Origin of the sequence: Nonomuraea rosea (genome assembly GCF_039539705.1) — a bacterium.
In the GTDB taxonomy this organism is placed as follows: Bacteria; Actinomycetota; Actinomycetes; order Streptosporangiales; family Streptosporangiaceae; genus Nonomuraea; species Nonomuraea rosea.
The window spans coordinates 469,069-489,549 of sequence record NZ_BAABDQ010000004.1 but is presented as its reverse complement, the minus strand read 5'-3'; the positions used below and the strand labels follow the sequence as shown (position 1 = coordinate 489,549).

Annotated in this window: 17 protein-coding genes; 14 read left to right on the top strand and 3 right to left on the bottom strand. The window is 70.8% G+C overall.

From position 1 onward, the window contains the following. Positions 1–79 precede the first annotated feature (79 nt). Positions 80–2,413, bottom strand: coding sequence for a glycoside hydrolase family 2 protein (locus tag ABEA43_RS13205; protein ID WP_345561548.1), 2,334 nt, complete (start codon positions 2,411–2,413; stop codon positions 80–82). 286 nt (positions 2,414–2,699) lie between these two features. Between ABEA43_RS13205 and ABEA43_RS13200 the strand changes: the two genes are divergently transcribed. From ABEA43_RS13200 to ABEA43_RS13155, 10 genes are all read left to right on the top strand, one after another. Further along, entirely contained in the window at positions 2,700–4,022 is a 1,323-nt protein-coding gene (locus tag ABEA43_RS13200) for an ABC transporter substrate-binding protein (protein WP_345561546.1), read from the top strand. A 59-nt stretch (positions 4,023–4,081) separates the two neighbouring features. Continuing rightward, positions 4,082–5,005 carry a carbohydrate ABC transporter permease gene (locus ABEA43_RS13195; protein ID WP_345561545.1) on the top strand — a complete coding sequence of 308 codons (924 nt, stop codon included), beginning with the start codon at positions 4,082–4,084 and terminating at the stop codon, positions 5,003–5,005. Next, positions 5,002–5,850 carry a carbohydrate ABC transporter permease gene (locus tag ABEA43_RS13190; RefSeq protein ID WP_345561543.1) on the top strand — a complete coding sequence of 283 codons (849 nt, stop codon included), beginning with the start codon at positions 5,002–5,004 and terminating at the stop codon, positions 5,848–5,850. Before ABEA43_RS13195 ends, ABEA43_RS13190 begins: the two co-directional genes overlap by 4 nt. A gap of 30 nt (positions 5,851–5,880) precedes the next feature. Next, positions 5,881–6,891, top strand: coding sequence for a LacI family DNA-binding transcriptional regulator (locus tag ABEA43_RS13185; protein WP_345561541.1), 1,011 nt, complete (start codon positions 5,881–5,883; stop codon positions 6,889–6,891). Between the two features lie 62 nt (positions 6,892–6,953). Beyond that, positions 6,954–7,703, top strand: a complete 750-nt coding sequence (locus ABEA43_RS13180) for a sulfite exporter TauE/SafE family protein (protein ID WP_345561539.1) — start codon at positions 6,954–6,956, stop codon at positions 7,701–7,703. 45 nt (positions 7,704–7,748) lie between these two features. Continuing rightward, positions 7,749–9,275 carry an ABC transporter substrate-binding protein gene (locus ABEA43_RS13175; protein WP_345561537.1) on the top strand — a complete coding sequence of 509 codons (1,527 nt, stop codon included), beginning with the start codon at positions 7,749–7,751 and terminating at the stop codon, positions 9,273–9,275. Then, positions 9,272–10,222 (top strand): ABC transporter permease, encoded by a 951-nt coding sequence (locus ABEA43_RS13170; protein WP_345561535.1) that lies wholly within the window; start codon positions 9,272–9,274, stop codon positions 10,220–10,222. The genes ABEA43_RS13175 and ABEA43_RS13170 overlap by 4 nt, the downstream gene beginning before the upstream one ends. Further along, positions 10,219–11,172: an ABC transporter permease gene (locus ABEA43_RS13165; RefSeq protein ID WP_345561533.1), complete on the top strand. Its 954-nt coding sequence runs from the start codon at positions 10,219–10,221 to the stop codon at positions 11,170–11,172. The genes ABEA43_RS13170 and ABEA43_RS13165 overlap by 4 nt, the downstream gene beginning before the upstream one ends. Beyond that, positions 11,169–12,746 carry an ABC transporter ATP-binding protein gene (locus ABEA43_RS13160; protein ID WP_345561532.1) on the top strand — a complete coding sequence of 526 codons (1,578 nt, stop codon included), beginning with the start codon at positions 11,169–11,171 and terminating at the stop codon, positions 12,744–12,746. Before ABEA43_RS13165 ends, ABEA43_RS13160 begins: the two co-directional genes overlap by 4 nt. Then, on the top strand, positions 12,743–13,321 hold the full coding sequence (locus ABEA43_RS13155; RefSeq protein WP_345561530.1) for a GNAT family N-acetyltransferase: 579 nt from the start codon (positions 12,743–12,745) through the stop codon (positions 13,319–13,321). Before ABEA43_RS13160 ends, ABEA43_RS13155 begins: the two co-directional genes overlap by 4 nt. Here ABEA43_RS13155 and ABEA43_RS13150 read toward each other — a convergent pair. After that, the gene (locus tag ABEA43_RS13150) at positions 13,272–13,973 is read right to left on the bottom strand and encodes a hypothetical protein (RefSeq protein ID WP_345561528.1); all 702 of its coding nucleotides are present in this window, start codon (positions 13,971–13,973) and stop codon (positions 13,272–13,274) included. The two genes, ABEA43_RS13155 and ABEA43_RS13150, sit on opposite strands and share 50 nt — an antisense overlap. A 71-nt stretch (positions 13,974–14,044) precedes the next feature. Beyond that, complete coding sequence (locus ABEA43_RS13145; RefSeq protein ID WP_345561527.1) at positions 14,045–15,058, bottom strand: LacI family DNA-binding transcriptional regulator; 1,014 nt, start codon at positions 15,056–15,058, stop codon at positions 14,045–14,047. A 131-nt stretch (positions 15,059–15,189) separates the two neighbouring features. Here ABEA43_RS13145 and ABEA43_RS13140 point away from each other — a divergent pair, with 131 nt between their 5' ends. From ABEA43_RS13140 to ABEA43_RS13125, 4 genes are read left to right on the top strand one after another with little or no spacing between them, the layout of a single operon-like run. Next, complete coding sequence (locus ABEA43_RS13140) at positions 15,190–16,554, top strand: ABC transporter substrate-binding protein (RefSeq protein ID WP_345561526.1); 1,365 nt, start codon at positions 15,190–15,192, stop codon at positions 16,552–16,554. Positions 16,555–16,556: 2 nt separating this feature from the next. Next, positions 16,557–17,468, top strand: a complete 912-nt coding sequence (locus tag ABEA43_RS13135) for a carbohydrate ABC transporter permease (protein ID WP_345561524.1) — start codon at positions 16,557–16,559, stop codon at positions 17,466–17,468. Beyond that, positions 17,465–18,307 (top strand): carbohydrate ABC transporter permease, encoded by an 843-nt coding sequence (locus tag ABEA43_RS13130; RefSeq protein ID WP_345561523.1) that lies wholly within the window; start codon positions 17,465–17,467, stop codon positions 18,305–18,307. The genes ABEA43_RS13135 and ABEA43_RS13130 overlap by 4 nt, the downstream gene beginning before the upstream one ends. Before the next feature lie 24 nt (positions 18,308–18,331). Next, positions 18,332–20,407, top strand: a complete 2,076-nt coding sequence (locus ABEA43_RS13125) for a glycoside hydrolase family 2 protein (protein WP_345561521.1) — start codon at positions 18,332–18,334, stop codon at positions 20,405–20,407. The last annotated feature ends 74 nt before the right edge of the window (positions 20,408–20,481 follow it).

Below are 20,481 nucleotides of genomic sequence, written 5' to 3'. Positions count from 1 at the left end.
CGCTAGGTATTCGAGCACTGGCGGAGGAATGAGGCTCGTGCCCGAATCATCCTGCGGCTTTCCTCAGGTCAGAAAGCGTTCAGCGCCGCTCGTTGACGCAGCGCAGCACCGGGTGGGCGGTGAGCGCGGCGGGGTCCAGCTCCTGCCCGGTGGTGACGTGGAAGGTCACGCTCTCACCGGGCAGAAGGGTGACGAGCTGGTCGTCCACGGTGGCCGCCGGGTCGAGCCGGTCGGGGAAGAGCGCCAGCTCGCGCAGGATGGTCGTGGCGGTGACGGTGACCGCGTACCCGCCCGCCTCCCTGGCGACGGCGGCGGTGAACTCGGCCGGCGGGTAGCCCATGACCGGATCCTCGGCGAGCGCGAACAGGGCCCGTTCGCCGTCCAGCTCGGCGGTGAGCACCCGGGCGTCCCCGTCCTCGGGCGGGGTCAGGCGCAGCGTGGCGCGGGCGGGCACCGCGACCGGCTCGGCCCGCGCGGCCAGCACCCGGCCCGCCAGGTCGCGCGCCGCCAGCCCGAGCGTGCCGGCCCACTCCTCGTCCGTGTCGTTGACCAGGACGACCTCCGTGCCCTGGCGGGTGATGAGCCGGTCGGCGAAGGAGCGGCGCAGGGCGTACCAGAGAGGCTTCCTGCGGCCCGCGCCGTCGACGGCGGCCCACGAGGTCACCGGCCAGCAGTCGTTGAGCTGCCACACCACGGTCCCCATGCAGTACGGCATCAGCGAGCGGAACCGCTGCACCCCGAACGCCATCGCGCGGGCCTGGTTGAGCTGCGTGAAGTAGTGCCAGTCGTCGAACGTCTCCGGCGCGGGCAGATGCTCGCCCAGGCCGCGCAGCAGCTTGGCCTGCCCGTCGTCGGCCTTCTGGTGCGAGGAGTCCGGCGTCAGCGGCTCGTCGGAGGAGGCCGCGCGCAGGGTCGCGTAGGCGGGCGGCCCCTGGAAGCCGAACTCGGCCACGAAGCGCGGCGTGTAGTCGGCGTAGTGCGTGTAGTCGCGCGACCCCCACACGGTCCAGATGTGGATGGTGCCGGTCGAGGGGTCGAGCACGTCGCGGTCGGGCGCGCCGGAGTAGGGGCTGCCCGGCCAGTACGGGCGGCTCGGGTCGAGCTCGGCCACGATGCCCGGCAGCAGGTCGTAGTAGAACCCGGCGCCCCAGCTCTTGCCGTCCAGCGGCTCCGGCCAGCCCCAGTGCTGGTGACCCTCGATGTTCTCGTTGTTGCCGCACCACAGCACCAGGCTGGGATGCGCGGACAGCCGCGCCACGTTGTCGCGGGCCTCGGCCTCGACCTCGCTCCTGAACGGCTCCTCCTCGGGGTAGGCCGAGCAGGCGAACGGGAAGTCCTGCCAGATGAGCAGGCCCATGCGGTCGGCCAGGGAGTAGAAGTCCTCCGACTCGTAGACGCCGCCGCCCCACACCCGCAGCGCGTTGGCGCCGGAGCCGACGGCCTGGCCGAAGCGCTCCGCGAGCAACTCGGGGGTGGTCCTGGCGGGGAAGCAGTCGTCGGGGATCCAGTTGTAGCCGCGGACGAACACGGGCCTGCCATTGACGATCAGCTTGAACGCGTCCTCGTCCACCTCGACCGTGCGGAAGCCGATCTCTCGCCGCCACCGGTCGGCGCCCGCGCGGACGGTGAGCTCGTAGAGCGGCTGCGCGCCGTACCCGCGGGGCCACCACCGCTCGGCGTCCGGCACGGACAGGCGCAGCACGGCCTCGCTCTCGCCCTGTTCGAGCTTGGTCTCCACGCTCACGCCCGCCACGTCGGCGGTGACCGTCACGGGCGCGTCGCCGGTCCGCTCGACGCGCACGTGCACGTCGACGCCGTCGCCGCGGACCATCGGGCGCACCTCGGCCAGCCGCGCGCCCGACCACGAGTGCAGGCCGGCGGGGCGCCAGATGCCGCTGGTGACCAGCGTCGGTCCCCAGTCCCAGCCGAAGTTGCAGGCCATCTTCCTGATGAACGCGTACGGCTCGTCGTAGGGGCCGGGCCGCTCGCCGTGCCGCGCCTGCTGCTCCTCGGCGTAGGCGTACGGGGCGCGGAAGCTCACCTGGAGCGTGTTGTCCCCTTCGCGCAGCAGCTCGCGCACCGCGAACCGGTACGTGCGGTGCATGTTGGCGGTCGTCCCCGCCTCCTGCCCGTTCACCCGTACGGAGGCGATCGTGTCCAGCCCCTCGAACACCAGGTCGGCCCGCTCGCCGCCGTCGTCGTGCCAGTCGAACGTGGTCTCGTAGACCCAGTCGGTACGCCCGATCCAGCCCAGCCTGGTCTCGTTGTCGTCCTGGTACGGGTCCTCGATCAGCCCGGCGGCCAGCAGGTCGAGGTGCACGCCGCCCGGCACGGACGCCGGTATTCCGGCGAGCCCCGCGGGGTCGTCGCCGTCTGCGCGGAGGGTCCAGCCGTCGTGCAGCGGACGGTACACGTGGTCTCCCGATGTAGAAGGGGTCACGGAGGGAAGCTTTCACTAAACCGTTTAAGCGAACCCGACTTTACGACCGCCCGACATCATCGTCAACGGTCAGTCGGCTTGCGCTCCCATCAGGGACATCAGCCGCTCCGGCAAGCTCGGCGAAACCTGAGTGTAACGGTTAAGCAACGAGCGCGCCACACGGCTTTACAGCCCCCACGTCGGAGGCGCACGATCTCGACCACTCGAACTGAAGCGCTTTAGTTCTGCTCCCCCCACCTTGTCCCTGAGGACGGAGACAATGGAAAAGCAACGCAAAGCACTGACCGGCGTCGCACTGGTCACGGTGTTCCTGATCACGGCCTGCGGCGGCGGGTCGGGTCAGAGCGAGACCTCCCCCAGCGCCTCCGCCCCCACGGACCCGGCCAAGGTCGCCGGCGAGATCACCGTCCTGACCAACAGGACCGACATGGTCACCGACGGCACGCTGGAGAAGTACGCCGCCGAGTTCAACAAGGTCTATCCGCAGGTCAAGGTCAAGTTCGACGGCATCACGGACTACGAGGGCGAAGTCAAGATCCGGATGAACACCGAGAACTACGGTGACGTCCTGCTGATCCCGAGCACCGTCAGCCGCGACGACTATCCGAAGTTCTTCTCCGCCCTCGGTCCCGCCGCCGAGCTGAGCAAGAAGTACCAGTTCACCGAGAAGGGCACCGTCGCGGGCACCGTGTACGGCCTGACCTCGTTCGCGGTGGTCAACGGCTTCGTCTACAACAAGGACGTCTGGACCAAGGCCGGGGTCACGGAGTGGCCGAAGACGCCCGCCGACTTCCTCACCGCGCTCCAGGCGGTCAAGGACAAGACCGGCGTGATCCCGTACTACACGAACTACAAGGACGGCTGGCCGCTGAGCGGCTGGCAGGGCGCGATGGGCTCGATCAGCTGTGACCCCAAGGCCAACGACAAGCTGGCCACCTCCGACAACCCGTGGGCGCCCGGCACCGACCTCAACGTCTCCGACACGCTGCTGTTCGACATCGTCGGCAAGAAGCTCTCCGAGCCGGACCCGACGACGACGAACTGGGAGGACTCCAAGGGCATGCTGGCCAACGGCAAGATCGCCAGCATGTACCTCGGCTCGTGGTCGATCGCGCAGATGCGGGATGCCGCGGAGAAGGCCGGGAAGAGCGCGGACACCATCGGCTACATGCCCTTCCCCACGCGGGTGAACGGCAGATTCTGCGCCCCCACCACCCCCGACTACGTCTACGGGGTGAACAAGCACTCCAAGCAGCAGCAGGCGGCCCGCGCCTGGATCGACTGGCTGCTCGACAAGTCCACGTTCACGAGCGACATCCAGGGCATCTCCAGCGTCCGCGGCGCGCCGCTGCCGCCGGCGCTCAAGCCGTTCGAGGAGGCCGGAGTACAGGTCTTCGAGCTCTCCCAGGCGGACTCCGGCAAGGTCACCACGATCGACAACGCCGCCGAGGTGGGGCTGACCAAGCCCGAATACCGCCAGCACCTGGTGGACATCGCCCGCGGGGCCGCCAAGGGCGACCTCAACGGGGACTTCGGCGCGCTGGCCAAGAAGTGGGCCGAGGCCGTAGCGCTCGGCGGATAGCCGCCCAGGCGCCCGGGGCGGTGCCGGCCCCGGGCGCGTCGCCTGCCGAAGGAAAGCCGATGACCAGCACTTCCGTCCGCACGTCCAGCTCCTCGCCCCCGCGGCACGCCGTCGCGCCGCCCTCGCGGTGGCGGCGGCTGACCCCCTGGCTCTACCTGGCCGCCCCGCTGATCATGCTGGCGACGTTCACGTACGTCCCGGTCGTCAGCATGATCTCCTACAGCTTCACCGACTGGGACGGCGTCAGCCCCGACCGCGCGTTCGTCGGCGTCGAGAACTATTTCGAGCTCTTCACCCGTCCCGAGCTCTTCTCCGTCTTCTATGTCAGCCTCTTCTACCTGGTCGCGTCGTTCGTCCAGATCGTGCTGGCGCTCTATTTCGCCGCCGTGCTCAGCTTCAACGTGCGCTTCCGCGGCTTCTTCAAGGGCGTCATCTTCTTCCCGTACCTGCTGAACGGGGTCGCGGTCGCGTTCGTCTTCCTCTACATGTTCCAGCCGGACGGCACGCTCGACCAGCTGCTCAGGCTCGTCGGCGTCGACGCGGAGATCCTCTGGCTGGGCAATCCCGACCTGGCCAACGTCTCCCTGTCGGGGGTGTCGGTCTGGCGCTTCCTGGGGCTGAACTTCGTGCTCTTCCTCGGCGCCATCCAGTCCGTCCCGTCGGAGCTGCACGAGGCCGCCATGCTCGACGGGGCGAGCCGGCCGCAGATCCTCTGGCACATCATCATCCCGAGCATCCGGCCGATCATCAGCCTGAGCGCCATCCTGGGCATCGCGGGATCGCTGTCGGTCTTCGAGATCCCGTACATCATGACCGGCGGCTCAGGCGAGACCAAGACGTTCGTGATCCAGACGGTGAAGCTGGCCTTCCAGTTCAACAAGACGGGCCTGGCCTCGGCGGCGGCCGTCGTGCTGCTGGTCCTCATCCTGCTGATCACCTGGGTCCAGCGGCGGCTCGTACCCGAGGAGAGGACGTCCGCATGACCGTTCAGACACGTGCCGGCGTGGTGCGGCCGGGCGTGACGGCGCTGAAGTACCTGTCGCTGGTCGTCGCGACCGCGATCGTGGTGGTGCCGCTGCTGACGATGTTCGGGACGTCGTTCAAGACGCCGGCCGAGATGGCCGAGGGCGACATCCTGGCGCTGCCCGCGAGCTTCGTCAATTTCGAGAACTACCGGATCGCCTTCGAGAACGGCAACATGCTGGTGGCGTTCGGCAACACGGCGTTCATCCTGCTGTTCTCCATCGCCGGGACGATTGCCATCGGATCGATGGCCGCTTACGCGATCGACCGTTTCACGTTCCGGTTGAAGAAGGTCGTGGTCGCGTTGTTCCTCATCGCCACGCTGGTGCCCGGGGTGACGACTCAGGTGGCCACGTTCGAGGTGATAGACGCGTTCGGGCTCTTCGACACCAGATGGGGGCCGATCCTGCTCTTCATGGGCACCGACATCGTGTCCATCTACATTTTTCTGCAGTTCGTCAAGAACATTCCCGTGTCGCTCGACGAGGCCGCCAGGCTGGACGGCGCGAGCTCGTTCACCATTTACCGCAAGGTGATCCTGCCGCTGCTCAAGCCCGCGATCGCGACGGTCGTCATCATCAAGGGGATCACCGTCTACAACGAGTTCTACATTCCTTTCCTGTATATGCCGTCGGAGGAGCTGGGCGTCATCTCCACCTCGCTCTTCCGTTTCAAGGGGCCGTTCGGCGCGCATTGGGAGGTCATCTCCGCCGGCGCGGTGCTGGTGATCCTGCCGACCCTCGCCATATTCCTGGCGTTGCAGCGATTCGTCTACAACGGGTTCACCGCGGGAGCGACGAAGTGACGCCTGCCGATGTCCACCTACGATAGGCGCGTGAAGCGACTGACGATCAGCGATATCGCCGAGCGTGCGGGGGTGTCGATCGGTGCGGTCTCCTTCGCGCTGAACGGCCGGCCTGGTGTGTCAGAAGCCACCAGGAGCCGCATTCTGTCGATCGCCGCCGAGATGGGCTGGCGGCCCAACGCCGCCGCTCGCGGACTGTCGGAGTCGCGGGCCCACACGGTGGGCCTGGTCATCGCGCGCAGCGCGGACACCCTGGGCGTCGAGCCGTTCTTCATGAAGTTCATCGCGGGGCTGGAGAGCGAGCTCGCGCTGACCCGCACCGCCCTGCTGCTCCAGGTCGTGCCCGACCATCCCCGCTCGATCGAGGCGATCTGCGACTGGTGGGCCGAGCGGCGCGTGGACGGCCTGATCGTCATGGACCTGTGGGCCGACGACGCGCGGCTGCCGCTGCTGGAGTCGATGCGCATCCCCGCGGTGCTGGTCGGCCGCCCGCGGCCGGACGGCGGCATGCCCGCGGTCTGGAGCGACGACGCGGCGGCGGTGACCGAGGCCGTCGACTTCCTGGTGGGGCTGGGGCACCAGCGCATCGCCAGGGTGGCGGGGCTGCCCGCGCTGGAGCACACCCAGGTCCGCACGGCCGCCTTCCACGCGGCGATGGCCAGGCACGGGCTCGCGCCGGTCGCCGTCGTCGACACCGACTACACGTGGGCGGCGGGGGCCGAGGCGACGCGCGCGCTGCTGGCCGCCGCCGACCGGCCGACCGCGATCACCTTCGACAACGACGTCATGGCCACGGCCGGGGTGAGCGTCGCCCGGCAGCTCGGCGTCGGGGTGCCGCACGAGTTATCGATCATCGCGGGGGACGACTCGCAGCTCTGCGAGATGGTCTTCCCGACGTTGACCGCACTGTCCAGGGACGTGCAGGCGTACGGTGCTCATACGGCCCGTACGCTGCTGCGGCTGCTCAACGGCGGTGCGCCGCAGTCGTTCCAGGACGCCACGGCGCGGCTCGTGCCCCGGGAGAGCACCGCGCCATGTTGAGACCTGTCTCACATATCGACACAAACCGTCTTATTTTGTAAGACGTGGTCTAATCTCGCGCCATGACACCTTGGGAGATGGTCGCGGTGCTCGCGGCCGGCATCGCGGGCGGCGCCATCAACACCGTGGTCGGCTCAGGCTCGCTGATCACCTTCCCCACGCTGCTGGCCGTCGGCCTGCCCCCGATCACCGCCAACGTCTCCAACAACATCGGGCTGGTGCCCGGCGGGCTGACCGGCGTCATGGGCTACCGGCCGGAGCTGAAGGGCCAGCGCGGGCGGCTGCTCCGGCTGGCCCCAGCCTCCGTCGCGGGCTCGATCGCCGGCGGCCTGCTGCTGCTCAACCTGCCCGAGCGGACGTTCACCGCGGTCGTCACCGTGCTGATCGCCATCTCCTGCATCCTCGTCGTGATCCAGCCGAAGCTCGGGCGCTTGCTGGCCGACCGCCCCAAGCGCGCGCACGGAGGCCCCTGGCTGGTGCTGGGCGCGCTCGCCGCCGGCGCGTACGGCGGCTATTTCGGGGCGGGGCAGGGCATCCTGCTCATCGGCCTGATGGGCATCCTCATCGACGAGGAGCTGCAACGGATCAACGCCGCCAAGAACGTCCTCGTCCTGCTGGTCAACTTCACCGCCGCCATCCTGTACGTGCTGGTCGCCGACGTCGACTGGACGGCCGTGCTGCTGGTGGCGCTCGGCTCCATGGTCGGCGGGTTCGCAGGCGCCAAGGTCGGCCGCCGGCTCCCGCCCGCCGTCCTGCGTGGCGCGATCGTGGTCATCGGGGTGGTGGCGATCGTCAAGCTCCTGGCCGGGTAGGCGGGCGATTTGCGTGACAAATGAAAATCGTTACCATTGTCGGCCATGCGCCTCGATCGTCGTACCTTCCTGTCCGCGGCCGCCGTCGCCCTGGCCGGCTGCGCCGCCCAGCCGGGCTCTGACATCCCCACGTCGTCGCAGCCCAGGAGGGGCGGCAGGCTGCGGGTGGCGTTCGCGGGCGGCGGGGCCCAGGAGACCTTGGACCCGCATCTGGCGAACCTGTTCCTGGAGGCGTCACGGTCCAAGGCGATGTTCGACAAGCTCGCCGACTACGGGGCCGACGTGTCGATCGTGCCGCGCCTGGCCAGCAAGTGGGAGGCAGGCAAGGGGCTGAGCACGTGGCGGGTCACGCTGCGCGCGGCCGCCTTCCACGACGGCAGGCCCGTACGCGCCGCGGACGTCCTCCACAGCTACGCCCGCATCGCCGACGAGAAGCGCACCTTCCGCGCCAAGGCGAATCTCGCCCTGATCGACCTCAGGAACAGCCGCGCGATCGGCGACCGTACGGTGGAGTTCGCGCTGAAGCGGCCCTACGCCGAGTTCCCTAACGTGCTGGCCGCCTTCGGGGCCTACATCGTTCCCGAGGGGGCCGACGAGTTCAGCCGGCCGGTCGGTTCTGGGCCGTTCGCGTTCGGGTCCTTCCAGCCGGGGCGGTCGCTGCTGCTCAAGCGCTTCGCCGGCCACTGGGACGGCGCACCCTACGTGGACGAGCTCGAATACCTCATCGCCAACGAGGAGTCCGCCCGCGTGAACGCCGTGCTCGGCGGCCAGGCCGAGTACGCGCACGACCTGACCCCCGCCACGGCCCGTACCCACGAGAACGGCGGCCGGATGGCCGTCGTCCGCCTGAGCAACAGCGGCATGCAGGCGTTCGCGATGAAGGTGGACCGGCCGCCCTTCGACGACCCGCAGCTCCGCCAGGCCATGTTCCTGCTGGCCGACCGCTCGCAGATGGTGGACAGCGTGCTGTCGGGCGCCGGGCAGCCCGGCAACGACCTGTTCGGCAAGGACTACCTGTACTACGCGGCCGACCTCCCCCAGCGCACCCCCGACCTGGAGCGGGCCACGTGGCTGATCGACCGGGCCGGGGCGAAGGGGATGCGGATCCAGCTCGACACCTCGGCCGCCGCCAGCGGCTTCATCGAGGCCGCCAGCGTCTTCGCCGACCAGGCCAGGCAGGCCGGGCTCGACATCACCGCCAAGACCGGCAACAAGGACACCTACTGGGCCGACGTGCTGAACAAGGGCACGATCTGCTGCTACCGCTCCGGCGCCATGCCGATCGAGACGCACATCTCGCAGCGGCTGCTCTCCCACTCCACCACGAACGCCACCAAATGGGCCCGTCCCGAATTCGACGCCCTCTACGACAAGGCGGTCGGAACCGGCGACGAGACCCGGCGACGGGCGCTCTATCTGGACATGCAGCGCACGCTGCACGCCGAGGGCGGCTTCCTCGTCTGGGGCTTCGCCGACTGGCTGCTCGGCACCTCGCCCCGGCTGCGCGGCGTCGTCAACGCCCCCGCGAACACGCTCGACTGGGCCCGTTTCGACAAAGTGTGGCTGGGGTGAGCCTGACCCGCTACGCGCTGCGCCGGCTGCTGCTCGGCGTCGTGCAGGTCGTGGCGGTGGCCACGCTGGTGTTCGTGCTGACGGAGGCGCTGCCCGGCGACGCCGCCGTGGTGCTGGCCGGCGACATTCCGGACGAGGAGCGCATCTCCCGGCTCCGGGAGGCCCTGGAGCTGGACCGGCCGGCCGTGGAGCGGTGGGCCGGCTGGCTGGCCGGGCTGGCGGGCGGCGACCTGGGCGGCTCGCTGGTGTCCGGCCGTCCGGTGGCCGGGGTGCTGGCCGCCGGCCTGCCGCCGACGCTGGTGCTCGCCGGGCTCACCCTGCTGCTGCTCGTGCCCGTCTCGGTGGGGGCCGGGGTGGCCGCCGCGGTGTGGCAGGGCGGGCTGCTCGACCGAGTGCTGACCACCGTGACCGTGGGCCTGTACGCGATTCCCGAGTTCGCGCTCGGCGTGGTGCTGGTCGCCTTGTTCGCGGTGCGGCTCGGCTGGTTCCCGCCCACGGCGGTGGGCGCTCCCGCGAACCTGCTCGAACAACCGGCGCTGCTGGTGCTCCCGCTCGTGGTACTGCTGGCCAGGCCGGTCTGCTCGATCAGCCGCCTGGTCCGGGCGGGCATGATCGACGCGCTCGGCTCGGGGTATGTGGCGCACGCCCGGCGGCTGGGGCTGTCCCTCTGGCGGGTACGCCTCGCGCACGCGCTGCCGAACGCGCTCGCGCCCGCCGCGCAGCAGCTCGCCAGGACGGCGGACTGGCTGCTCGGCGGGGTGATCGTGGTCGAGTCGGTGTTCGTGATCCCGGGGCTCGGGACGCTGCTGAACGACTCCGTGGCGGCCAGGGACGTGCCGGTGATCCAGGCGTTGTGCGTGCTGTTCGCCGCGACCACGGTGGCCGCGAACCTGGCCGCCGACCTGGCGTCGTACCGGCTGGCCCCGGCCGCGGCGGGCACCCGGTGAACGGGCCGGACGCGGTGGAACGGCCGGACGCGGCGGAGCGGCCGGACGCGGCGGAACGGCCGGACGCGGCGGAACGGCCGGACGCGGTGGAACGGCCGGACGCGGTGGAACGGCCGGACGCGGCGGAGCGGCCGGGGTCGGTGGTGCGGGCGAGCGCGGGAAAGGGCGCTGTGTGGTTGCGGCGCGGCTTGGGGGTGGTGCTCATGGGGGTGCCGCTGGTGATCGCGCTGCTGGGGCCGTGGCTGGCGGGAGCACCTGAGCCGCGTGGCGTCTCCTTCGCCGCCGTCGCTCCCCTGGGGACCGACTTCGTGGGGCGGGACGTGTGGGAGCAGGTGCTGCTCGGCGGCCGTTCCGTGGTCTCCGTCGCGGTGCTGGCGACGCTGCTGGCGTACGCGGCGGGGGTGCCGCTGGGCCTGGCGGCGGCGCTGGCCGGGCGGAGCCGGCTGGACGAGGTGCTGATGCGCCCGCTCGACCTGCTGCTCGCCGTGCCTTCGCTGCTGCTGCTCATCATGCTGGCCGCGCTGTTCTCGCCGGGCCCGGCGGCGCTGGTGCTGATCGTGGCGCTGATCGGGCTGCCGGAAGTGGTGCGGATCTCCAGGGCGGCGGCGCTGGAGGCGGCGGGCGGCACGGCGATGCAGGCCCTGCGGTTGCAGGGGGAGACCTGGTGGCGCAGGGCCGTCGGATACGCCGGCCGCTCGATGCTCGCCACGCTCGTGGCCGACGTCGGCGTACGGCTGGTCGGCGCGCTCTACCTGGTGGCCTCGGCGAGCTTCCTGGGCGTGGGCCTCCCGCCGGACGCCAGCGACTGGGCGGTCATGGTCGATCGCAACCGGACGGGGATGTTCCTGCAGCCGTGGGCCGTGCTGGCGCCCGCGCTGCTGATCGTGGCCCTTTCCGTGGGGCTGAACCTGACGTTCGACCGAGCGGTGCGGAAAGGCGGCAGGCCGTGATACTCCAGGTCGACGGGCTGCGCGCCGAGGTGGACGGGCGGGCGCTGGTGGACGGCGTGTCGTTCGAGCTGGCCGCGGGTGACGTGCTCGCGCTGGTGGGCGCCTCGGGCAGCGGCAAGACCACGACGGGGCTGGCGCTGCTCGGCGAGCACGCGCCGGGGGTGCGGCTCTCCGGCACGGTACGGCTCGCGCCTGGCGCGGTCGCGTACGTGCCGCAGCACCCGTCCACCGTGCTCAACCCGGTGCGCCGCGTCGGCGGCGTCCTGAGGGAGATCGCCCGGCGGCGGGATGTCGGGGAGCGGGAGATCGCCCGGCGGCGACCGGATGCCGGGGAGCGGGTGCTTGAGGCGGCGCGCCAGGCACGGCTGTCGGTCGAGCTGCTCGGCCGCTATCCGCACCAGCTCTCCGGCGGCCAGCAGCAGCGCGTCGTGCTGGCACAGGCGCTGCTGCTGGACCCGGTGCTGATCGTCGCCGACGAGCCGACGACCGGGCAGGACGGCCTCACCCGGGCGGAGGTCATCGAGGAGTTCCGCGGGCTGCGGACGCAGGGTATCGCCCTGGTGCTGCTCAGCCACGACCTCGCCATGGTGCGGACACTGGCCGACCACGTGGCGGTCATGCGGGACGGCCGCGTCGTCGAGTCGGGCCCGGCCTCCGACGTGCTGAACGCGCCGCGCCACGACTACACCCGCCGCCTGCTCACCACCCGCCTCCTCCCCCGATCCCCCGAAGCTCCCGAACCACCCCGAACCGCCGAGAATCCGGATGGCCCGGATGGCCGGGATGGCCCGGACGCTCCTGCTGTCGTGCCCGCCGGGGTGCCCCTGATCGAGGTGCGGGGCCTGGTGGCTGGGCATCGGCGGGCGGGCGTGCTGCGGGAGGTGAGCCTGAGCGCCGCCGCCGGTGAATGCGTGGCCGTGGTGGGCAGGTCTGGCAGCGGCAAGACGACCCTGGCCCGCTGCGTGGCCGGGCTGCACAGACCCGGCTCGGGCACGATCACCATGAACGGCGAGCCGCTCCCGCGCCGCCTGCCCGCCCGCGCCCGCGACGTCCAGTACGTCTTCCAGGACGCCCGCGCCTCCTTCGACCCGTACCGCCCGGTGTCCGCCCAGGTCGCCCGCACCGCCGTCCGCCTGCGCGGCGCGAGCCCGGCCCAGGCCGCGGCGGCGGCGCGCGCCATGCTGGACCGGGTCGGGCTCGACGAGCGCACGACGGCGCGCCGCCCGGCGGCGTTGTCGGGCGGCGAGCTGCAGCGGGCCGCCCTGGCCCGCGCACTGCTCGCCGAGCCCAAGGTGCTCATCTGCGACGAGATCACCTCCGGCCTGGACGCGCTCATGCAGGCCGCCATCCTCGACCTGCTCGACGGCCTGTGCCGCGACCTCGGGCTCACGCTGCTGCTCATCAGCCACGACCCGGACGTGGTGGCCAGACTGGCCGACCGGGTCGTGACCCTGGAGAACGGCCGGATCACCGCACAGAAGGCCCGGCCCACCTCGCCGAGCGCCGGAACCACCTCACAGAGCGCCCGGATCACCGCACAAGGTGCCCAGATCACATCGGAGAGTGCACAGTGAACGGCTACACCGTCACCCCCGCCGCCCCCCACCACCTGGAAGGCGCGCGCCGGGTCATGCTCGACACGTTCTACCGCGAGTTCGGCTACGGCTACCAGCCCCGATGGCACTGGGACGTCATGGACCTGGAAGGCGTCTACCTGCGGCCCGCCGGGCACACGCTGATCGTCGCCCGGCACGGCGAGGAGGTGGTCGGCACCACGGCCGTGCGGGCGGGCGGCCCGAAGAGCCCGCCGCACCCGGAGTGGCTGGCCAGGCTCTATCCGAACGACACCACCGCCCAGCTCTTCCGCGTGTACGTGGCCCCCGCCCACCGCAGGCACGGCCTGGCCGGCGAGATGGTCCGCCAGGCCGGCCGGTTCGTCGCGGAGCACGGCGGCTACCACGCCCTCTACCTGCACACCGACACCCGCGTCCAGGGAGCGGAGGAGTTCTGGCGGTCGCTGGCCGAGCCCGTCTTCGACGCCCGCGACGGCGACCCAGGAAACTTCCAGACCCTCCATTTCGAGCTCCCGCCGGCCGGCCTCAGCCGGACATCCCGAGCAGGAACGCGGCAGGGATCAGCGCCACGGTGAGCCCGACGGCCCACCAGCGAGGCGCGGGACCCTCGCGCAGCACGGCCACGCCGAGCGGCACCAGGGCCACGGCGAGCCCGGCCAGCGCGACCAGCGAGACCGGGTCGCTGCTGCCCTTGAGCACGCCCAGCGGCAGCCCCGCCGCCAGCCCGAGTGCGACGCAGCGGACCGGGCCGAGCGCCCTGGCCAGGTAGGCGCCGATCGCGAGCACGACCCAGCCGGCCATGATGCACACGTTGACCGCCTTGAAGACGTGGAACGCGCCGTAGGTGGCCGCGACCGCCCGCTGCGCCGCGTCCAGGCCGAGCACGTCCACGAGGTGGAAGGCCAGGTGGCTCACCCCGGCGTGGAACACCCGGCCGAACAGCCCGAGCAGCACCAGGACGAGCCCCCATCCGGCCCAGCCTGGCCGGGTCGCCCCGATCATCCTGGCCAGGGCGGTCACCGCGGGCCACAGCAGCACGATCCCCGCCGCGAACAGGCTGTAGGACAGGACCATCCGCCCGGAGCCGGCGGCGTAGGCGGCGAGCTGGCCGGGGAAGAAGTCGTCCGCGCCCAGCCGGGTGAGCACCCCGGCCAGGAGCAGCAGCGGACCGAGCACCAGCCCGACGCCCTCGGCCCACCGGCCGGGAACCGTGTTCGTGATCGTCATGCCGTCGATTCAACCGGCGGCCCCGCCGCCGCACACGGGCCCAGGCACGAGACCTGGGGGTAGTCCCAGCACTACTCTCCCGCCGTGCTCTCCCTGACGATCAGCCGGTGCGGGACCACGATCTCGGCGGGAGCGGCGGCCGTGCCGTTGATCGACTCCATCAGCGTGTCCACCGCCGTCCGCGCGATCACGCCCTTGTCCGGCGCGACCGTGGTCAGGCTCGGCGTGCTGTACTGGCCCTCCTCGATGTCGTCCAGCCCCACCACCGCCACGTCGTCGGGAACGCGCCGGCCCGCCCTGGTCAGCGCCCGGATCGCGCCCAGCGCCAGCAGGTCGTTGTAGCAGAACACCGCGTCGGGCGGCTCGGGCAGGGCGAGCAGCCGCTCCATGGCCTCGGCGCCCAGCCGCCGGTGGAAGTGCGGGGTGGCGACGACGAGCCGGTCGTCCACCTCCAGCCCGGCGTGGGCGTGCGCCTGCCGGTATCCGGCGGTCCTGAGCTGGGCGGTCTCCCCGGTCGCGTACGGCTGATCGCCGATCGCGGCCACCCGGCGGCGGCCGAGGCCCAGCAGGTGGGCGGTGGCCTCGCGGGCGGCGGCCACGTTGTCGATGGCCACGTGGTGGAAGGCCCCGTTGAAGATGTGCTCGCCGAGCAGCACGATCGGGATCCGGTTGCCCCGGGCGCGCAGCTCGTCGGCGGAGACGGCCAGCGGGCTGAGCACCAGCCCGTCGAACAGCGTGGCCCGCGAGTCGCGCGCCAGCAGCTCACGCTCCCTGTCGCCGTCGCCGTCGGTCTGGTCGATCATCACCACGTAGCCGTGCGTACGGGCGGCGGTGATCACCTCGCGGGCCAGCTCGGCGAAGTACGGCACGTCCAGCTCGGGGACCACCAGGGCGATCATCCCGGTACGTCCCTGCTTGAGGTTGCGGGCGATGAGGTTGGGACGGTAGTCGAGCTCGTCCAGCACGGCCTGCACGCGGGCACGCAGCTCGGCGGAGACCGGCGCGTAACCGTTCACCACGTTGGACACCGTGCGAATCGACACGTTCGCTCGCTTCGCCACGTCACGCAGGGTTGGACCGGCCATGCGTCTCCTATACCTCCGACTGCCCCCGATTGGGAAGATCCCAAATCGTCTCTTGCATCGTTGCAGACGATTATGCATGATGTCTGCATCGTTGCAGAGCCCTCACTTGAGCCTTGGCCGAGGAGTCAGAGATGTCCACACCGCCCATAGACCGACGCGGGTTCCTCAAGGGAGCCCTGGGCATCGGCGCGCTCGCGGCCACCGGCTCCCTCGCGGCCTGCGCCCCAGGCGGCCAGAGCACCGCCCCCAGCAAGCTGGCCGCGCCGACCGCCTCGGCGTCGTCCGCCAAGGGCGAGATAACGATCTGGAACCGGTCCGGCGACCTGTTCAAGGTCTTCGACGCGGCGATCGGCAAGTTCCGGCAGGCGTACCCGAACGTCAAGGTCAACCACCAGGCCGTGGACATCGACGCCAAGCTCGCCAACACCCTCATCAGCGGCACCGACGTGCCCGACGGCAGCTTCTGGGACGACGCCAAGATCGGCGGGCAGGCCGAGCACCTCTTCGACCTGACCGACCTGATCTCGCCGTACAAGGCGCAGACCTCGGCGTACAAGCTGTCGGTCAACACGGTCGAGGGCAAGATCTACGGCGTGCCCTGGGACCTGGACCCCGGGCTGCTCTGGTACCGCGAGGACGTCCTGGAGAGCGCCGGGGTCGACCCGGCGGGCCTGGCCACGTACGACGACCTGCTCACGGCGGCCAGGACCGTCAAGGAGAAGGACCCCAAGACCAAGCCGATCCACCTGGAGAAGACGCCGTTCCTCAGCCAGCTCTGGCTGGAGATGCTGGCCAACCAGCAGGGCACCAGCCTCACCGACGCCCAGGGCAAGCTGCGGCTGGACTCGGCGGAATACCGGCGGATCTTCGGCTGGATCCAGAGCGCGGTCAAGGACGGCCTGGTCACCCACGCCCCCTACCTGGAGCCGGCCGACGTCAACTCGCTGGAGAGCGGCCAGCAGGTGTTCGTGCCGTGGGCGATCTGGTGGTCGTTCGCGCCGCAGCAGTTGCTCAAGTCCACCAAGGGCAAGTGGCGGGCCGCGCCGCTGCCGGCATGGACGCCGGGCGGCGCGCGCAGCGGTGCGATGGGCGGCAGCAGCTTCGTCATCCCCGCCAAGGCCAAGAACCCGGAGCTGGCCTGGCTGCTGTATGAGTTCCTGTGCTTCAAGGAGCCCGGCTACACCGCCGTGTACGGCCCCAACGACGTCTACCCCGGCGGCCTGTCCACCTCGATCCCCAGCTACACCCCGGCGGCCGACCCGGCCAAGCCGCTGTTCCAGCCGATCGACGCGCTCGGCGGCCAGGACCTGTGGAAGGTCGCCGTCGAGGCCGGCGCCACCATCCCGGCCGCCGCGCCGATCCCGTGGTGGTGGGCCCAGTCGGTGGACTACCTCGGCAACAACATGCAGCGCCTGATGGAAGGCAAGATGTCCCCCGACCAAGTGATCGCCGAGTCGGCCGAGAAGATCCAGCGCAACCTGATCGACCGCTCATGACGATGAGTCTCACAAGCGTCGGGCGCTCGCGGCGCCGGACCAGGGGCCGGAGCTCCACGCGGCTGTCGCCGTACCTGTTCATCGCGCCGTTCCTGGTGGTATTCGCCGCGTTCGGGATCTACCCGCTGATCTACGCGCTGCAGCTCAGCTTCATGCGCTGGCGCGGCGCGGGCGCGGCCCACTGGGTCGGCGTGGACAACTACCTCTACCTGCTGACCAGCCCGGACTTCTGGGCCTCGCTCGGCAACAGCGCCGTCATGTGGCTGCTGATCGTGCCGATCCAGGTCGTCGCCGGGCTGGGCGGCGCGGTGCTGCTGGCCAACGCCAGGCTGCGGCTGCGCGGGTTCTTCCGGGTGGCGTTCATCGCGCCGTTCGTGACCCCGCTGGTGGCCATGGCGCAGGTCTGGATCGTGGTGTTCGACCAGGACTACGGCCTGATCAACTACGCGCTCAACCTGGTCGGGCTGCCCGACGTGGGCTGGCTGACCTCCACGACGTGGTCGAAGCCGACGCTGGCGCTGCTGTTCCTGTGGAAGACGACCGGGTTCGCGATCATCATCCTGCTCGCGGGACTGCAGGCTGTCCCCGGCGGCGTGTACGAGGCCGCCTCCCTCGACGGCGCCTCCCGCTGGCGCCAGTTCTGGTCGATCACCGTGCCCCTGGTGCGGCGCAGCATGGCCTTCCTGGTGGTGATCCAGACGCTGGCGGTGTTCCAGATGTTCGCCGAGCCGTTCGTGGTCACCGAGGGCGGCCCGTACGGCTCCACCACCACCGCCGGCCTCTACCTGTACGACCACATCACCGCATCCGACCTGGGGACCGGCGCCGCGAACTCGTTCCTGCTGGTCCTGCTGGTCTTCGGCCTGTCGCTGATCTCCGTCAGGCTGCTCCGCCCGAAGGACGAAGTGTCATGACCCAGACCAAACCGGGCCTCGCGCAGTACGTGATGCTGGCGCTGCTCGCCATCGCGTTCCTGTACCCGATCTTCTGGGCGGTCAGCTCCTCGTTCAAGCCCGCGGCCGAGATCATCACCAGCCCGCTGTCGCTCGGCGCGCCGACGCTGGACAACTACCGGGCCATGTTCGCCGACGTGCCGATCGGCACCGGGTTCGCCAACACGGCGCTGGTGCTGGTGGTCAAGGGCGCGATGACGATGTTCTTCTGCCCGCTGGCCGGTTACGCCTTCGCGAAATACTCCTTCGCCGGCAAGAACCTGCTGTTCGGCATCGTGCTGCTGACGCTGATGCTGCCGACCGTGGTGCTGATCATCCCGCTGCTGCTGGAGATGAGCTCGCTGGGCTGGGTGAACACGTACCAGGCGCTGATCCTGCCGGGCAGCATCGACGCGTTCAGCATCTTCTGGATGCGCCAGACGATCGCCGCCATCCCGAACGAGCTGATCGACGCCGGGCGGGTGGACGGCGCCGGGGAGTTCGGCATCTTCTACAAGGTCGTGCTCCCGGTCATCCGCCCGGGGCTGGCCGCGCTGGCCGTGCTGACCACCATGAACATCTACAACGACTTCGTCTGGCCGGTCGTCGCCGTCAACGACACCTCCCACCAGACGTTGCAGGTGGTGCTGTCCACGCTGGCGCAGAACATCACCGGCAACCGGATCGGCGCCGACTTCGCGACCGTCTGGGGCGAGCTGCTCGCCGCGGGCAGCATCGCCATGCTGCCGCTGCTGGTGATCTTCGTCCTGCTGCAGCGCCACTTCATCAACGGCATCCTCGCGGGCAGCGTCAAGGGCTGACCCCATCCCATGAAAGAGAGCATCATGACGCCGCGTGCGGAATATCCCCGGCCCCACTTCGACCGGTCGCACACCTGGTCGAGCCTGAACGGCGACTGGGACTTCCGGGCCGACACCGAGCAGGACTGGACCAGGACCATCACCGTGCCCTTCGCCTGGGAGACCCCCGCGTCGGGCATCGAGGCCCACTGGCTGCCCGTGGCCTGGTACCGCCGCCGGATCAGCGTCCCCGCCGACTGGGCGGGACAGCGGATCGTGCTCCACTTCGGGGCCGTGCACCACGAGGCCACCGTCTGGGTCAACGACACCGAGGTGATCATGCACCGGGGCGGCTACACGCCGTTCGAGGCCGACATCACCGCCGCCCTGGCCGAGGGCGGCGAGCAGGAGATCGTGGTACGGGTCGCCGCGCCGCTCGACAAGCGCGAGATCGCGCACGGCAAGCAGCGCAGCATCCCGCGCGACGACTTCGACGGCGTGTGCTTCACCCCGTCGTCGGGCATCTGGCAGAGCGTCTGGCTGGAGGCCAGGCCCGCCACGTACGTGGCCGCGCTGAAGCTGCGCCCCTCCGGCGCGCTGGACTCCATCGAGGCCGAGGTGAGCGTGGCGGGCCCGGCGGAGGGCACGCTGCGGCTGACCCTGCGCGGCACGGACACGACGGTCGAGCTGCCGGTCGCGGAAGGGGTCGTGCAGGCCGGCCTGCTCGTCGCCGAGCCGCGCCTGTGGTCCCCCGAGGACCCGCACCTCTACCACGTGGACGCCGAGCTGGTCTCGGCCGACGGCACCGACCGCGTGTCCGGCTACACCGGGCTGCGCCGCGTCGAGGTGATCGGCGAGGACCTGTATCTGAACGGCCGCCGCCTCTTCGTGCGCGGCGTGCTCGACCAGGGCTACTGGCCGCGTACTGGGATCACGCCGCCCGACGACGCCGCGCTGCGCCGCGACATCGAGCTGGCCGCCGCCCTGGGCTACAACCTGGTGCGCAAGCACCTCAAGCTGGAGGACCCGCGCTTCATCCACCACGCCGACGAGCTCGGCATGCTGGTGTGGGCCGAGCCGGCCGCGACCGGCCTGTTCTCGGCGGACTCGGTGGCCGCGTTCGAGGAGCAGATCGCGCCCATGGCCGAGCGCGACGGCAACTCCCCGGCGATCGTCATCTGGGGCCTGTACAACGAGGAGTGGGGCCTCGACTGGGACATCCCGGGCGACCCGGCCAAGCAGGAGGCGGCTGCGCGAGCGTACGACCTGCTCAAGGCGCTCGACCCGACCAGGCCCGCGGTGGACAACTCGGGCTGGGCGCACGTCAAGACCGACCTGCTCGACTGGCACTACTACGACGAGTCCGCCGCCTCCTGGGGCAGCACCCTCGCCAAGCTGCTGGACGGCGAGCAGGACGACTTCCCCGTACGGCTCGGCCCCGACTACGTGGTGCGCAAGAAGCTGGCCGCCGTGCCGTCCCAGCCGCTGCGTGGCCTGCCCAACCTCAACAGCGAGTACGGCGGCGGCCACACCGGCGTCGACCGGGCCTGGCACCTGCGCTGGCAGACCCAGGAGATGCGCCGCCACGACCGGCTGGCCGGCTACGTCTACACCGAGCTGTACGACATCGAGCACGAGTCCGCCGGCCTGCTGGACTTCGAGCGCCGCGCCAAGGACCTGGCCGGCGTGGACCCGGCCGACGTCAACGCCACGACCACGCTCGTGCTCGACGTCGTCCCCGTCGCGCCGGGCCGCGACCTGGTCAGCGAGGCCCGCGAAGTGAGCGTGCCGGTGCACGTGTCGCACCACGGCGCCGAGCCGGTCAACGGCCACCTGCACACCGCCTGGACCTCGATCTTCGGCGCCACTCCCGGCGACGGAGGCTCGTGGTCGGAGGGCCCGTGGTCGGAAGGCTCGTGGTCGGAGGGCCCGTGGGTCGAGGCCAAGCCGTTCGTGCTGAGCGGCGCGGCCGAGGTCCGCGCCGGGCTGCCGGCCGGCTGGACGAGCGGGCGGCTGCACGTCGCCCTGGTCAGCGACGGCGCGGTCGTCGCCCGCTCGGCCGTGGACGTGGACACCTTCACCGGCCACGTCATCGGCGACGACCCCCAGGCCCGCCCCTGACGAGTCGGCCAGCCTGCCGAAAGGCGCCCGGCCAAGCCCGCACCCCCCACTGAAGAACACCTGACCTCCGCACC